14 protein-coding genes are annotated in these 14,189 nt (G+C 35.8%); 5 read left to right on the forward strand and 9 right to left on the reverse strand.

Annotated elements, in window-relative coordinates; genetic code table 11:
• Positions 1-9 precede the first annotated feature (9 nt).
• Complete coding sequence (locus V7S76_RS00630; RefSeq protein WP_459508063.1) at positions 10-360, reverse strand: hypothetical protein; 351 nt, start codon at positions 358-360, stop codon at positions 10-12.
• Positions 361-378: 18 nt separating this feature from the next.
• A complete protein-coding gene (locus V7S76_RS00635) occupies positions 379-987 on the reverse strand; it encodes a hypothetical protein (RefSeq protein WP_459508064.1) in 609 nt (202 codons plus the stop codon).
• A gap of 205 nt (positions 988-1,192) precedes the next feature.
• Here V7S76_RS00635 and V7S76_RS00640 point away from each other — a divergent pair, with 205 nt between their 5' ends.
• Positions 1,193-2,509 carry a 4-hydroxy-3-methylbut-2-enyl diphosphate reductase gene (locus tag V7S76_RS00640; protein ID WP_459508065.1) on the forward strand — a complete coding sequence of 439 codons (1,317 nt, stop codon included), beginning with the start codon at positions 1,193-1,195 and terminating at the stop codon, positions 2,507-2,509.
• A gap of 19 nt (positions 2,510-2,528) precedes the next feature.
• On the opposite strand, the gene V7S76_RS00645 is transcribed toward V7S76_RS00640, so the two are convergent.
• Positions 2,529-3,419, reverse strand: coding sequence for a fructosamine kinase family protein (locus V7S76_RS00645; RefSeq protein WP_459508066.1), 891 nt, complete (start codon positions 3,417-3,419; stop codon positions 2,529-2,531).
• A gap of 408 nt (positions 3,420-3,827) precedes the next feature.
• On the opposite strand from V7S76_RS00645, the gene V7S76_RS00650 reads away from it, so the two are divergent.
• Entirely contained in the window at positions 3,828-6,809 is a 2,982-nt protein-coding gene (locus V7S76_RS00650) for a hypothetical protein (protein ID WP_459508067.1), read from the forward strand.
• 251 nt (positions 6,810-7,060) lie between these two features.
• Here the strand turns inward: V7S76_RS00650 and V7S76_RS00655 are convergent, their stop codons facing one another.
• Genes V7S76_RS00655 through rpmH form a run of 5 tightly spaced genes read right to left on the reverse strand, consistent with a single transcriptional unit; the run spans position 7,061 to position 10,529 of the window.
• Complete coding sequence (locus V7S76_RS00655) at positions 7,061-7,567, reverse strand: DUF2480 family protein (protein WP_459508068.1); 507 nt, start codon at positions 7,565-7,567, stop codon at positions 7,061-7,063.
• Between the two features lies 1 nt (position 7,568).
• Positions 7,569-8,261 (reverse strand): tRNA (adenosine(37)-N6)-threonylcarbamoyltransferase complex dimerization subunit type 1 TsaB, encoded by a 693-nt coding sequence (gene tsaB / locus V7S76_RS00660; RefSeq protein WP_459508069.1) that lies wholly within the window; start codon positions 8,259-8,261, stop codon positions 7,569-7,571.
• Positions 8,261-9,916 (reverse strand): S41 family peptidase, encoded by a 1,656-nt coding sequence (locus V7S76_RS00665; protein ID WP_459508070.1) that lies wholly within the window; start codon positions 9,914-9,916, stop codon positions 8,261-8,263. The genes tsaB and V7S76_RS00665 overlap by 1 nt, the downstream gene beginning before the upstream one ends.
• The gene (rnpA, locus tag V7S76_RS00670; protein ID WP_459508071.1) at positions 9,906-10,313 is read right to left on the reverse strand and encodes a ribonuclease P protein component; all 408 of its coding nucleotides are present in this window, start codon (positions 10,311-10,313) and stop codon (positions 9,906-9,908) included. The genes V7S76_RS00665 and rnpA overlap by 11 nt, the downstream gene beginning before the upstream one ends.
• 60 nt (positions 10,314-10,373) lie before the next feature.
• A complete protein-coding gene (gene rpmH, locus V7S76_RS00675) occupies positions 10,374-10,529 on the reverse strand; it encodes a 50S ribosomal protein L34 (protein WP_459508072.1) in 156 nt (51 codons plus the stop codon).
• A 103-nt stretch (positions 10,530-10,632) separates the two neighbouring features.
• Between rpmH and V7S76_RS00680 the strand changes: the two genes are divergently transcribed.
• From V7S76_RS00680 to V7S76_RS00690, 3 genes are read left to right on the forward strand one after another with little or no spacing between them, the layout of a single operon-like run.
• Positions 10,633-11,448: a glycosyltransferase family 2 protein gene (locus V7S76_RS00680; RefSeq protein ID WP_459508073.1), complete on the forward strand. Its 816-nt coding sequence runs from the start codon at positions 10,633-10,635 to the stop codon at positions 11,446-11,448.
• A gap of 7 nt (positions 11,449-11,455) precedes the next feature.
• Positions 11,456-12,229, forward strand: coding sequence for a methionyl-tRNA formyltransferase (locus V7S76_RS00685; RefSeq protein WP_459508074.1), 774 nt, complete (start codon positions 11,456-11,458; stop codon positions 12,227-12,229).
• On the forward strand, positions 12,230-13,078 hold the full coding sequence (locus V7S76_RS00690) for a polysaccharide deacetylase family protein (protein ID WP_459508075.1): 849 nt from the start codon (positions 12,230-12,232) through the stop codon (positions 13,076-13,078).
• 708 nt (positions 13,079-13,786) lie between these two features.
• Here the strand turns inward: V7S76_RS00690 and rpsJ are convergent.
• Positions 13,787-14,092, reverse strand: coding sequence for a 30S ribosomal protein S10 (gene rpsJ / locus V7S76_RS00695; protein WP_459489673.1), 306 nt, complete (start codon positions 14,090-14,092; stop codon positions 13,787-13,789).
• Positions 14,093-14,189 lie beyond the last annotated feature (97 nt).

Genomic DNA, 14,189 nt, shown 5'->3' on the forward strand with positions numbered 1-14,189 from the left:
CTCTAAGGCTTAAAAAACTTCAGTTTTGAAATAGTGAATGACGTGAGCTTTTATTAATAATTCTTGCTCTTTTAAAGGCAAAGAAGGCAGGTTTTGAATTAGGTTCCAATGTGGCCAACCTTCTTGGTCCAAACCTTCTAGCTCATAAAATCCACTGTAGCTCAAAGCTTTACAAGTAGCAATGTGCATTAAATCTTGTTTTTGTTCTTTGGTGAAATGAACATGACCTTTACCCAATTCTTGAACTCCAATTAAAAAAAGGACTGATTCTAAATCTGTTGGTCGTTTGTTTAATTGTAATTCTAGAAAATCAAGAATTTGCTCCCACTCTGAGCTAATGATGGTAGGTTCAAATTCCATAAAGTTCGTTTGATTTAATTAAAATGCGATCTTAAATTTTGCCGTTTCTAGAACTGCTTGTTCTCCCTTGGGATTATTTCCAATGAGAATTAAATCACCCTCGATTTCATGATCAGAAAGCTTGGAAATATTGACTCTACCAACCCCATTTTGAACACCCTCTTTGTTGGGAAGTGTAGCTTCGTAAAAATTATTTTTGTCTTGGTATTGATCTAAGTTTTTGATCAAATTTCCGATATTCTCAATTTGACCGTCCCCTGGAATAAAATAGGTTCCTGGACCTTTTAAATTGAATATTTTGACATATACAGATTCCAAACTACCATCCGCAGTGGCAGTAAGACTTAATACTTTTTCTCCCATTTCATTTTTAAGTTGAGCAGAAATATTCTTGGTATCTAATCGATGTTTTTCGCCTTGGCCAAATTCTATTTTACCTGAGAATATCCCAGGCTCAATTGGTTTGAAAGAAAATGTATTTTGATAACTAAAAAGACAGAAAACTAAACCTAAACCTGCATATAACAAATTAATAGGGTTTCTAACAAATATCAAAAAGAATGAACTGAATGGATTCGATAATAATTTTCGCTGCAATATTTTTGACCCAGAAGTAGAATTTTCCATTGCTTATTGATTTATTATTTATGAGGTGATTAGGTTGTAATCGGAAAAGGTAATTACAAAAATATTATAAGATTCCTGATTAAACAAAATATTTGTCCACTTTTGGAATATAATTATTTAAAGGTGATTTAAATTTAACCGTTTCATAAAAGAATTGTAATTTTGAAAACTGTTAATTATTAAATTAGTTTATACTCTTGAAGAAATGGAAAAAGGGGAGCCAACGTTAGTGGGTAAAGTTTTAACCAATCATTTTAATACGAAATTTGAAAAACGTAAAATCAAAAAAATGAAATCATTTGTCATTCCGTCGCTTTTTAAAAGCAATTTGATCGGACGAATAAAAGAGTTTAGGCGAGTAAATGATAAATTGAAAAAAGATTTTACACCATCTGTTTTCGACTTTGGTCCAATTGAAATCTTATTGTCAAGGCATTTTGGTTTTTGTTATGGTGTGGAAAATGCCGTAGAAACAGCTTATCGAATCTTACATGAAAATCCAGACAAGAGAATTTTTTTATTGTCTGAAATGATCCATAATCCTGCCGTAAATGCAGATCTATTGGATCGCGGAATTAGATTTATTCAAGATACAAGCGCTAATCAGTTAGTTGATTGGGAGGAATTGTCTTCCAATGATATTGTCATTGTCCCTGCATTTGGAACTACACTCGAAATTCAACACAAACTTCAATCCATTGGTATCAACCCGTATGCCTATGATACCACTTGTCCTTTTGTAGAAAAAGTTTGGAACCGTGCAGCTACAATTGGTCAAAAAAATTATACGGTCATCGTTCATGGGAAACCTACACATGAAGAAACCAAGGCCACTTTTTCGCATTCTCAGTCGATTACACCCACTTTAGTGTTAAAGAATATCCATCAAGCTCAGGCTTTGGTGCCTTACATAAAAAAAGAAAAATCTACCGAAGATTTTTTTGTGGAATTTGAAGGACAATATTCCGTGGGTTTCGATCCAACAAAAGATTTGGAAAGAATCGGTGTGGTGAATCAAACCACCATGTTGGCTACCGAAACACAGGAAATTGCAGATTATTTAAAACAAGTTTTTGTGGATTTCTACCAATTACAAAAAGAGGATATCCAAAGTAGATTCGCTGATACACGAGATACCTTGTGTTATGCAACGAATGATAATCAGAGTGCAACGTATGCGTTATTAAAAGAATCCGCTGATTTTGCTATCGTAGCGGGTGGTTATAATTCCTCTAATACGGCCCATTTAGTCGATTTATGTGCCAAAAATTTACCTACCTATTTCATTAGTTCGCGAGAAAATTTACTCTCGGATGTTGAAATCTCTCATTTCGATAATCATTCCAAAGTTGAAACAATTAGCTTTGATTATATACCTAAAAAAGATAAAATACGAGTTTTATTGACTTGCGGAGCTTCTTGCCCGGATGCTGTCATTGAGGAAATTTTCAGAAAGCTCGTTTCTTTTTTTCCTCAAGCTAAAGAGGTGGATGCATTGGTTGACAGTGTGATTGCTGGATAGCTTTGAATCTTTTTGGATATTAATTCAAATAGGTATCTAAAATTTTCTTGACGGTTGCCAAATAACCTTCTCCAAACGAGTTGACATGTACCATCAGTGGATATAAATTATAGATGGGAATACGTTCGTGGAAACCCTTTTCAATAGGGAAATTGCTATGATAGGCTTCGTAAAAGGCTTTTTCAAAACCACCAAACATTGTCGTATTGGCTAATTCGGATTCTCTTAAACCATAATAACAAGATGGGTCTACCAAGGTGACCAATCCAATTTGATTCACCATGGCATTTCCCGACCATAAATCACCGTGGATTAAGGCCGAAGAATTATTCGGAATAATGTTGGGAATTTTTTGGATAATCTCCTCCATTCGATCCGCCAAGTTTTTGTCAATTTTTCGATCGTAAATGGCTTGATCTATTTGTACTTGAAGCCTATTTTGAAGGAAGAAATCGACGCCATTTTCTTTCCAATCGTTTTTTTGATTGGTTGCGCCAATGAAATTATCATAATCGAGTCCGTGACCTTTGGTATGATTTATTTGGTGCATAGCAGCAAGCTTTTCTCCAAAGTCGACCCAATAATTTTCTTTTTTCTCAATCGATGGAATGCATTCCATCATTAAATATTCTTTTTCGTCTAATTGTCCCACACCAATTACCTGCGGTACAGAAATCGTGTTGGTGGAATGGATTAGTTGTAGATTTTTTGCTTCAGCTTCAAAATGACCAGGATGGTCACCTTGGTTCCATTTAATGAAAAATTCTCCTTTGGTTAATTTGACACGAACAGCCAGATTGAAATTTCCGCCATAGAAAAATTCAAACTCATCAATTTTGTCAAATTCACCAACATGAATCTGAATTATTTTTTCAATAAATTGATATTGTTCCTGTGATTGTTGCGACATAAAAATGATAATTCCACGAAATTACCAAAATGCTGCTTTACCTACAATTTTATTTTCTCACGATTTCGTTCCTTACCTTGGAATTTTATGTGTATTTTCAAATTTTAAGAGAAAAAATTGGATAACCATTTCAACCAGATAGTCAGTCAACTGAAACGATATCACGTCACTTATTGGCGTAATCGACTATTGTTAGCGTTGATTAAATCCATTATATGGCTTTTTTCTTTTTCTCTTCTTTTCATTTTTCTCGAATATGTGGCTTGGTTTTCAATAGCTATTCGTGAATTTCTCTTTTATCTATTTTCACTATTATCTTTTTTTACTTTTCTCTTTTTCCTTTACAAGCCCATTTTTGAGCTTTTAAGAAAATTAAAACAACAGGATTTTCTGAATTTGGCTCTAGAAGTGGGGAGCTTCTTGCCGAAAGGTCATTCAGATGAATTAATCAATTATTTGCAATTAAATGAGCAACGTGCTACTCAAAAAAATGATTTGATTTTTGCCGCCATTGCTCAAAAGGAGGCTCAATTATTGCCGATTTCTTTGGCTGATTTTGCACCAAAAGAGTTTTTGAAGTTTCCATTTTATGTATTTTTAGGCTTAATGTTTTTTTTCAGTTTGGGGCAATTGCTGCTCCCAAGTTTATTTCAAAAACCAGCCATTCGTATTTGGAATTTCACCTCTCATTATTCAAAAGAGATTCCTTTCGATTTTATTGTCTTGAATAATCCATTGCAAGCCATTGCTGGAGAGGAAACAGAGGTTCGATTGACTTTAAAAGGCAAAAATGTGCCTAATCAAGTCTTTATTTTATTAAATGGAGAAAAAATTCCAATGAAATTGGGGAAAATACCCCATACCTTTTCTGTCCTGTTAGCACCTATCCAAAAAGCTATTCAAATACAATTTGAGGCAGACTCTTATTATTCTGAACCTATCAACTTGGACTTGATTCATCGTCCGGGTGTCCAACAAGTAAAAATGCTTTTGCAATTTCCTTCGTATTTGAAAAAAGAAAATGAAGAAGTTTTTCAAGTATCCGAATTGAAAGTACCTGAAGGTACACGGGTCACTTGGGATATGGTTTCTTCGCATGCAGATCGTTTGGGCATTTTATTTAGTCATGATCCAGCTATTCAATGGGCTAATCATTTTCCTTTTTCTTCCAGTTTTCATATTAGTAAGCAATTGGTTCATTCTGGTTTTTATCAAATTATTGCCTCGAATAGTAATTTGTCACTTCAAAAAAGTTTGGAACAAGCCATTGAAATAATTCCAGATAGGAAGCCACAAGTGAAGCTAGATGTAATTGAAGACACACTTTATTATCGTTTTAAAGTCTTGAAATTGCAAGTAGGGGATGATTATGGAATTAGTCGGATGAATTTACATTTGAACATTATTCGAAAAGGGGATCTTACATCCATAACAGTAAGCCGACCAATTTCTTATCCGCGAGGAATTCCAACATTCCATACCGATTTTATATGGCGTACGGATTCATTGAATCTGAAACCTGGTGATCAGGTAAGGTATTATGTAGATGTATATGATAATGACGGTTTCCACGGTCCTAAAATGGGCCGGACCGATTGGATAAATTGGGAATTTCCTTCGATGCAAAAATTGTCGATGATGACAAATGAAAAAGTGGATAAGATCGAAGATCAGGTGAAAAAATCGATTGAAAAAGCCCAAGAATTGAAACAGGAAATTGCTGAGATGAATCGGCGAGTATTGTTAGGAAAAGATATAAATGAACAAGCCATCAAGGAATTGTCGATGAAAGAACAAGCCCTCAAAAAGGCCTTGCAGGATTTAAAAAATTTGAATGATCAATGGATGGGCCAACAAATGAGTTTTCAAAAAATGGATCCTAATTGGCAACAAAAAATGGAAAACTTGCAAAAGTTGATTCAGAAACTTTGGAAACCGGACATGGATAAACAAAAGGATGATATGTTCAATGAATTTGAAAAGGAGAATCCGAGTCTATGGAAAAGTCATTTGGATCAAATGAAGAAACAAGGAAAATCGGTAGAGAATGAATTGAAGCGATTGGAAAAATTTTATCAAGAATTGAAGGTTCAAAAAATGGTACAAGACGCCGTGGACGATTTAAGGAATTTGGCAAAGGAGCAAGCGGAATTGGCCCCAAAAAATGAAGGTTCAAAGGAAATAGAAAAGCAAAATGAATTAAACGACAAGTTTGAGCAAGAGCGAAATGATATTTCTGAGGCGGAGAAGGAACAAAATGAAATGAAAGGGGAGAAGTCGATGGATACCGAAAAAGAGATCCAAGAAGAAATCAAGGAATTGATGGAGGAGGCGAAAGAGAATTTGAGCAAAAATTCAGCTAAGAAAGCGCAAGAAAAGCAGAAAAAAGCGAGCGAAAAGCTTCAAAAGTTGGCTGATCAATTGGAGAGTCAAATGGATTCTCAAGAGGCGATGGAGTTGGATGTGGATGTAGCCAAGCTACGCTTATTGATGGAGGATTTATTGCAAATTTCATTTGAGCAGGAGCGACTCTTAAAAGTATTTCGACGGAGTAGTTTGGAGGATCTTTCTTTGCGAAAATCGATTCAGGATCAGATAAAATTGGGGGAAACGGTGCATTTGATGGAGGATAGTTTACAAAGTTTGGCGAAGCGACTTTTGCCCGTTTCTCAGGTGATTATCAACGAAGGTGCGACATTAAGGCAAAAAATGGATGAAACGAGCAGGTTGTTGAAAGAGCGAAAATGGTCATTGGTGTTGTACAGGCAACAAGAGGGGATGGCGGCAAGTAACCAATTGGCGGTGCTATTGTCGAATTTATTGAAGCAAATGGAAAATCAACAAATGCAGTCTAAACCGGGGAAAAAGAAAGGCAAAAGTCAATCCGCCAAAGGTGATTGGGGCAAAAGGCAACAAAAGTTGAATGACAAAATGAAGTCCATGAAGAACGGAGGTTCAAACGTATCCAATGAAGAATTAATGAAGTTGGCTGAAGAGCAATATCGCATTAGGCAAGAAATTGAACAAAAAATACAGGATATAAAAGGTCTTCCTGGCTTAAAAGACTTGCAAAAAAATCTAGAAGATTTGGCCAAAGATTTGGATAAAAATGAGACGGAAATGGTCAATAAACGATTGAATAATTTGCTTCCAAACAAACAAGATCAATTATTGCCACGTTTGATGGAGGCTGAAAAATCCTTAAAAGAGCAAGGGGAGGATACGAAAAGAGCATCCAAATCTGCCATTCAACAATGGCGCGAAAATCCACCACCGAATCTTTTACCTTATTTAAAAAAGCAAGCCATCAATAAAGATTTATACCAACAAATACCAGTTGATTTACTTCCCAAGTACCAAGAAAAGGTGTTGAAGTTTTTGAAGAAATAGGTTGGTAGATTCAGTTCTGAATTTCCTTTGAATTATTGAAGTTTTTTGGCTGATTTTTGTTGTTTTTTTGATTTTTTGATGGGTTTTTGCTTATTCTTTTCTAAAAAAAAGAAATACCAAAGAAAAAAGAACCAACAAGTTGTATTGTTGTAATGAAATAGGGTAAGATGAGTGTGATTTCTATCTTATTCCAGTTTTTTTTAAGATTTCAACCCTTGATTCGCATATTTATCTCCTACCTCATTCATGAATTATTTCCTCTTAAAAATCGGAACTGTACTGCAAGGCTCACCGAAAAATAGGCTTTTCACTATGGGACGAAGTTTGTGGCTAAGTTGGACATAAGCGTCCGTTGGAATGGATTCTTTGGAACACCCTTTCACCACCACCCTAGCACCTTCCAAATTTTCAGTGGGCAAATGCGTAATCATGTTTTGATAAAGTACTTTTTCCAAGTCAGCTAAATTGCCAAAAACAAGTGTTTGGGCATATGGACTTAGGTGTACCGTGATTAACATATAGGCCCAGGTTGGGATGATCGCGTCAGCGGAACAAAAAATGGCCACATGTTTTTGGCTGTATTGAGCCCAATCATGCTCATTCACAAAGGCTCTAAAATCCTTTTCTTTTACGACCTGTCCCATAAAAAGGAAGGGGGTCACATCCAATAAAATGCGATCGCCCGTGGGACGTAACTCCTCTAAATCAATTTGCAATAGTCCACTTTGATTGACTTTATTGACAATGATGTCTTCCATGTTACAATAAATTTTTCTTAGGTGTAGTACCTACAAATTCTTTCAAATACTGAGGTTCCAAGGTAACAATGTTTTCAAATTCTTTGTTCAAAAATAATTCCAAAGCCAAATTTCCCATGAATTGTGCTTCAGGATAGGTGGGGCTAGCCAGAAATTCTATGCGTCTCGTTTGGCAAATCGATTGGAATTTCGCAGCTCCATTTCCAAAAGCAATGATCTTATCCGTTTGGCAGGATTGATAAGAGTTCTCATCCAAAATTACCGGTTTGACTGAATCCAATTCCTGTAGATTGTCAGATTGGTAGATGGCCGAATAGACTTCCATTCTTCTTGCATCCAACATGGGAAGTATTGCGATGTTAGGCGATTTAACTCCTTGATAGGAATTTGCTAGGATTTTTAAGGTAGGAATAGCGATTAAAGGTAAGTCCAATCCAAAGCACAATCCTTTGGCCGTGGCTAAACCAATTCGCAATCCCGTGTAGGAACCCGGACCAACCGAAACAGCAATAGCCGCTAATTCAGCCATTTGCCGCTCGCAATTTTCAAATAATTGATCAATTAATAGCGTTAATCTTTTTGAATGTGACCCTTCCTTGTTGATAAGTTGAGTTCCTAACAATTGCCCATTTTCATGCAATGCGACAGAACAGGCGCTTGTTGAGGTTTCAATGCTTAGAATTAATGTATTCATTATTTGTTTCCTGCTAAAATGGATTGATATTTTTCAGGTTGTTCAAAAAGTTTAATGCTTTCTAAAATGGATTCATCTTTGGTAAATGACCATTCTTTTACACCTTTTTGGAAGTAAAAATGTAAGATAATTTCGGATTCCAATAATTTGACAATTTCCTTTTTGTTCGACAAAAGTTCTTTGTCGATGGATGAAACCCAATCCGACTTGATCGAATTTAAATTTTGTTCCAAACTTACGTAGGCTGGGTCTTTTTTACTAAGTTCCAACACCTGTTTGATTTGTTTTTCGATGTTGCTTTCAAATTGGAATTTCTGACTTTTTAACCATTTACCGAAGGCATTGAATTCTTCCTCATGAAAGGTAAATGCCTTCGCTGATGCTATGCTAGGATGGGTGCTTTGATAATAGCAGGCATATAAAAAGATCCAATTTTTATACACTAAATTTTGCACAAATGCCGATTCTGTTCCTTTTTTAATGGATATATCTGGTGAAACTCCACCTCCATCGACTACTTTTCGCTTGTTTTGGGTGTAAAAAATCTTTTGACTCGAATCATTGATGGTCCTAGCACTTCCATCGCTATTTCGGTTTTGATAATCAATTGCTTGGATGCATCGGCCACTTGGAATGTAATATTTAGCTGTGGTGATTTTCATTTTTGTTCGATATGGCAAATCGCGAGTGACTTGTACCAAACCTTTTCCGTAGCTTTTTTGACCGATTAAGACTGCCCTGTCGTAATCCTGCATCACGCCAGCAACAATTTCTGCAGCGGATGCTGAATGGTGATTGATTAAAATGATAAGGGGCAAATTGGGTTCAACACTTGGATTTAATGCCAAATAGCTTTTGTTCCATTCTTCCACTTTCCCTCTTGTCTCAACGATTTTTGTTTCCTTGTTGAGAAATAAATTACATATATCAACGGCCTGGGTTAATAATCCACCTGGATTTTCTCTCAAATCCAAAATCAATTTTTTCATCCCTTCTTTTTTCAAATTTTGAAGGGCGGCCTTGAGTTCTTTTGCTGCCGAAGCGTTGAAATCTTCTAATAAAATATAACCTATTTCTGGACGAATTATGCCTGAATAAACGACATTATTGATTTGAACAGTTTCCCTTGTAACCTGAATTTCTTCTTCTTTGGATTGACCATTTTTGATAACTTTCAAGGTTAAATTAGTTCCCGCTTGTCCTTTTAATAATCGGGAGGGTTCCGCTTCAGGTTTTTCGGAAATGATAATATCATTCACAGCAACAATCTGGTCGCCAATTCCTAATTTAGCTTTGGCGGCTGGACTATTTTCATCGACATAGGCGATGATGTATTTCTCATTAATTTCATCTAGGATAATACCAATTCCTTGGTATTTGCCGGTTGTCATGGTTAAGTAATCCTCTAATTCATCCTCAGGATAATAAACGGTATAGGGATCAAAACTCTTTAAAAGGGCATCAATGGAGGTTTTAACGGCCGTGTTCGGATTTACATCGTCTACATAAAATTTATTCAATTCCTTGAATACGGAGGCATAAATGTCCAAATTTTTAGCGATATCGAACAAGCGCTCACCTGACGGACTAAAAGATAAGATGGAAAATAGACCAATAATTAATGAAAGGCTTATGATTCTTTTTTTATGCTTCATTCGATCCGTGTTCTTTTCTATTCGTTACAAAATTTTTCAAAATATGATGAACTCTTTTTTGAATTAAATCAAAGGGTTCAATTTTAGATCCAATATAAACAAAAGCAATGTATTCTGGTAATTGTTTAAACGATTCACCTAAGTAATGTGGTTTAGCTAGGCGGTAAGCTTCTCGAATTCTTCGTTTAATCAAATTGCGATCAACGGCTTTTTTGAATTTTCGTTTGGGAACGGAAATGAGGATTTTGGTGGATTCCTCTTGAGAGAGGGTGGAAGGGTACAAAACTCGAAAAGGATAGACAAATCGTTGTGCAACAATTTGACTATCCTTTTGGAATAGTGTATCAATTATTTTTGTCTGAGTTAATCGCTCGGATTTGGGAAATGTAAATTTCACGGCATCAATACTTCAATGTATTTAAATTAAACCAGAAATTTTAATCCTAAAGTCTCGGGCTTATTTTCCTCTCTTCTCGTCAGAAACGGATAATTTATGACGACCTTTTGCACGACGTGCTGTTAACACACGACGGCCATTGGCAGATGACATACGCTCACGGAATCCGTGCTTATTTTTTCTTTTACGTACAGAGGGTTGAAATGTTCTTTTCATTATCTTAAAAATTTAACCATTCGATGGTTGGACCGAATTGGGTTTGCAAAGGTAGGAAAAAAAATATTTTTATTCAATAGGAAGGGATAAAAAAAATTATGTTATGACAAATTTCTACTTAATTGCCTTCAATAAAGTTCTTATCTTTGTTTTTTATTTGATGCAAATGAAGGTTTCCATTATCACTGTTGTCTTTAATGGCAAAGATACGCTCCGATCCACGATCGAAAGTGTCTTGGCACAAGATTATTCTGATATCGATTATTGGGTAATCGATGGAGGTTCAACGGATGGTACTTTGGAGATTTTGAATGAATACGTAGGTAGAATTAATTTTATATCAGAAAAAGATCGTGGGATTTATGATGGAATGAATCGAGGACTTGCCAAAATTACCGGTGAAATTGTTGGGATGGTTCATTCTGGCGATTGTTATCCTAGTAATGATGTTATTCGGTCGGTGGTGGATTGTTTTCAAGTTAATCAAGTGGAAGCCGTTTATGGAGATAAACAATATGTAGATCCTTTGACAGGGAATGTGGTTCGATATTGGGTTGCAGGAAAGTATGATCGAAATAATTGGCTTTTTGGCTGGATGCCTCCACATTTGTCGTTTTATGTTAAAAAATCTGTTTATGACCGCCTTGGAGGTTTTCGATTGGATTTATCTACCTCAGCAGATTATGAATGGATGCTACGAGCCTTGTACAAGGAACAAATTTCGGTTGCTTATTTGCCAAAATTGTTAGTCAACATGTTAAACGGTGGGGTCAGTAATGCCAGTTGGAAGCATCGATTAAAAGCCAATAAGCAAGATAGGCAATCATGGGAAGTGAATGGCCTAAAGCCTTATTTTTTCACTTTGTTTTTAAAACCTTTGCGGAAAATCACCCAATTAATCAAACGTCAACAGTCATAAAAATCCTATGAGAATCGTAATTTTAACTCAAGATGATCCTTTTTTTCTTCCCAAAGCCTTAGGTAAGTTACAAAAGGAATTGCCATCAGGAGTCGAATTAATTGCCACGGTTTTGTTTGAAGTTTCCCCATTTGGCAAGAGAGAGTCATTTTTCGCTAAAATGAAAAAAACGTTGGATGTGTTTGGTCTTGAATTCTTTTTGTTTTTTTCCTTGAAATTTTTGTGGGCCAAATTAACACCAGGTTATTCGGTGAAGGCCGTTTTGAAAAAAGCAAATGTACCTTTATTGCAATTGGAGGGTTCCATTAATTCGGATCATAACTTAGCGATTTTGGCTAATTTAAAACCTGATTTGTTTGTTTCGATTGGAGGGAATCAGATATTTAAACGACCATTGTTGAATGTTGCGACCAAAGGTTGTATCAATTTACATACGGCCCTATTACCTAAATATAGAGGTTTGATGCCTTCTTTTTGGGTATTGAAAAATCAAGAAAAATACACTGGAATATCCGTCTTTATGGTTGATGAAGGTATTGATTCGGGGCCCTTGGTTGTACAAAAGAAGATTGAAATTGGGAATAGAACTCAAGAAGAGTTGATTGAATATACCAAAGATTTAGGAATGGATTGTATCTTGGAGGCCATAACTTTATTGAAAGATGGAAAAGAGGTTTTAATGCCTAATCCAGCTGAGGAAATGACTTATTTTTCCTTTCCGACCCGGGAGGATGTGATAGAATTTAAACGTAACGGAGCCTTGTTTTTCAAGTGGTTTTAAATGAATATTTTAACGTTTGATATTGAAGAGTGGTTTCATTTGCTAGATCATCCTGGTACTAGAACGGAAGCCGATTGGCATAAATTTCCAGTTCGTATTCATCAAAATATGGATCGAATTTTGGAAGTTTTGTCTGAAAATAATCAATCAGCCACCTTTTTTTGCTTAGGTTGGGTGGCAAGAAAATATCCAGAAATTATTCGTCAAATTGCAGATGCAGGCTATGAAATTGCGACACACAGTGATCTGCACCAATTGGCTTATCAACAAAATCGAAATCAATTTTCAGAAGATTTGACTCGTTCTATTCAATCGCTAGAAAGTTTAACGGGCAAAAAAATTAGGGCCTATCGGGCACCTGGATTCTCCTTGAAAGAAGAAAACAAGTGGGTTTTTGATGAATTGCTGAAAAATGGCATAGAAATAGATTGTTCCATATTTCCAGCCAAGCGCGCACACGGTGGATTTGAAAATTTCGGTCAGCAGCAACCTTGTTGGGTGGAGATGAATGGAGTTCGATTGAAGGAATTTCCCATCAATGTTTCTTCGATAGGTAATTTTCCTTTGATTTTTTCGGGGGGCGGTTATTTTCGATTATTACCAACATTTATGTTGGATCGATTGTGGAAAAAACATTCCTACATTATGACCTATTTTCATCCACGTGATTTTGATGCGGAGCAACCCATGATTGAAGATTTGAGTTATTTACGAAAGTTTAAATCGTATTATGGCTTATCGACGGCCATGGGGAAATTAGAATTTTTAATCAAAAAATTTCCTTTTGTGGATTTAGCGGAGGCAGAACAGTTGATCGATTGGGAAGATGCTCGAGTAGTGAAATTGTAGGGGAATTAGAAAAGAGGAGATAGAAAACGAGAAAAGAGAAAACGGGAAAAGTGAAAAGTGAAAAGAAGAAACATAACTAAACACTAATAACTAATACCTAAACACTAGACACTTTAGTCCGTGGTGAAAAAAAAGACATTCATAATGAAAAAGGATCATCGAGATTTAAAAAGACATTTGTCTTGATTAAACATAATAATGCGAATTAAGGGTTGAAATTTCCAATTATTAATCTCTTACCATACCGCTTTGGGCTTCGGATACTTCGGCAAGCTAAGTAACTATAATCGACAGGGTCAAAATAACAGAGCTCAGCTAACACTATTTATTCTTTTTTTTGACTTATAAATGAATTTGCGGTTAATCCGACGAAAGATTTGAGCGACGCGGTAGGCGGAGCTTTGACAATGCGCATGGGGTATGTGCGTTAGGGTCAAAGAAAATAGCCGAAAGCGTAGTGAAAATCGAGCCGCTTGCGGATTCGTCTTGGATTAACTAGAAGAAAATAAGTTTTTTTGTTTCTTTTTTTCTAAAAAAAAGAAATACCATGGAAAAAGAATTAACCAATAAAATGCAATGCTATACGTAATGTTGAGATATTAATGAATATTTTAACCCTTAATTCGCTTTAATAAGATTTGTTTGCATTAGTAAACAACAAAAAAGCCTCTTATTTCTAAGAGGCTTTTTTTCTGAGATTGGGGCACATTAAACTTTGATTTCAACATCAACGCCTGAAGGCAATTCCAATTTCATAAGCGCGTCAACCGTTTTAGCAGAAGAAGAGAAGATATCAATTAAGCGCTTGTAAGTGCATAATTGAAATTGCTCACGCGCTTTTTTGTTCACGTGGGGTGAACGCAAAACAGTGAATTTCTCAATCTTTGTTGGAAGAGGTACAGGTCCTGAAACAACAGCTCCTGTGGCTTTAACCGCCTTAACGATTTTCTCAGCTGATTTGTCAACCAATGTATGGTCAAACGATTTCAACTTAATACGAATTTTTTGATTCATAAGATTTGGTTCATTTAGTTGATGACTGTTGAAAGAACCATTTACTCCAGCAGCCATATAATTGCTTGCAAAGGTAATGCGTTTAAAACGTTTTTGC

The organism is Aquirufa sp. ROCK2-A2 (assembly GCF_054558485.1).

What these genes read in the sequence shown, in the direction of transcription:
- V7S76_RS00630 (WP_459508063.1), bottom strand. Translation starts at nt 360, where the DNA reads ATGGAATTTGAACCTACCATCATTAGCTCAGAGTGGGAGCAAATTCTT.
- V7S76_RS00635 (WP_459508064.1), bottom strand. Translation starts at nt 987, where the DNA reads ATGGAAAATTCTACTTCTGGGTCAAAAATATTGCAGCGAAAATTATTA.
- V7S76_RS00640 (WP_459508065.1), top strand. Translation starts at nt 1,193, where the DNA reads ATGGAAAAAGGGGAGCCAACGTTAGTGGGTAAAGTTTTAACCAATCAT.
- V7S76_RS00645 (WP_459508066.1), bottom strand. Translation starts at nt 3,419, where the DNA reads ATGTCGCAACAATCACAGGAACAATATCAATTTATTGAAAAAATAATT.
- V7S76_RS00655 (WP_459508068.1), bottom strand. Translation starts at nt 7,567, where the DNA reads ATGGAAGACATCATTGTCAATAAAGTCAATCAAAGTGGACTATTGCAA.
- tsaB (WP_459508069.1), bottom strand. Translation starts at nt 8,261, where the DNA reads ATGAATACATTAATTCTAAGCATTGAAACCTCAACAAGCGCCTGTTCT.
- V7S76_RS00665 (WP_459508070.1), bottom strand. Translation starts at nt 9,916, where the DNA reads ATGAAGCATAAAAAAAGAATCATAAGCCTTTCATTAATTATTGGTCTA.
- rpmH (WP_459508072.1), bottom strand. Translation starts at nt 10,529, where the DNA reads ATGAAAAGAACATTTCAACCCTCTGTACGTAAAAGAAAAAATAAGCAC.
- V7S76_RS00680 (WP_459508073.1), top strand. Translation starts at nt 10,633, where the DNA reads ATGACAAATTTCTACTTAATTGCCTTCAATAAAGTTCTTATCTTTGTT.
- V7S76_RS00685 (WP_459508074.1), top strand. Translation starts at nt 11,456, where the DNA reads ATGAGAATCGTAATTTTAACTCAAGATGATCCTTTTTTTCTTCCCAAA.
- V7S76_RS00690 (WP_459508075.1), top strand. Translation starts at nt 12,230, where the DNA reads ATGAATATTTTAACGTTTGATATTGAAGAGTGGTTTCATTTGCTAGAT.
- rpsJ (WP_459489673.1), bottom strand. Translation starts at nt 14,092, where the DNA reads ATGAATCAAAAAATTCGTATTAAGTTGAAATCGTTTGACCATACATTG.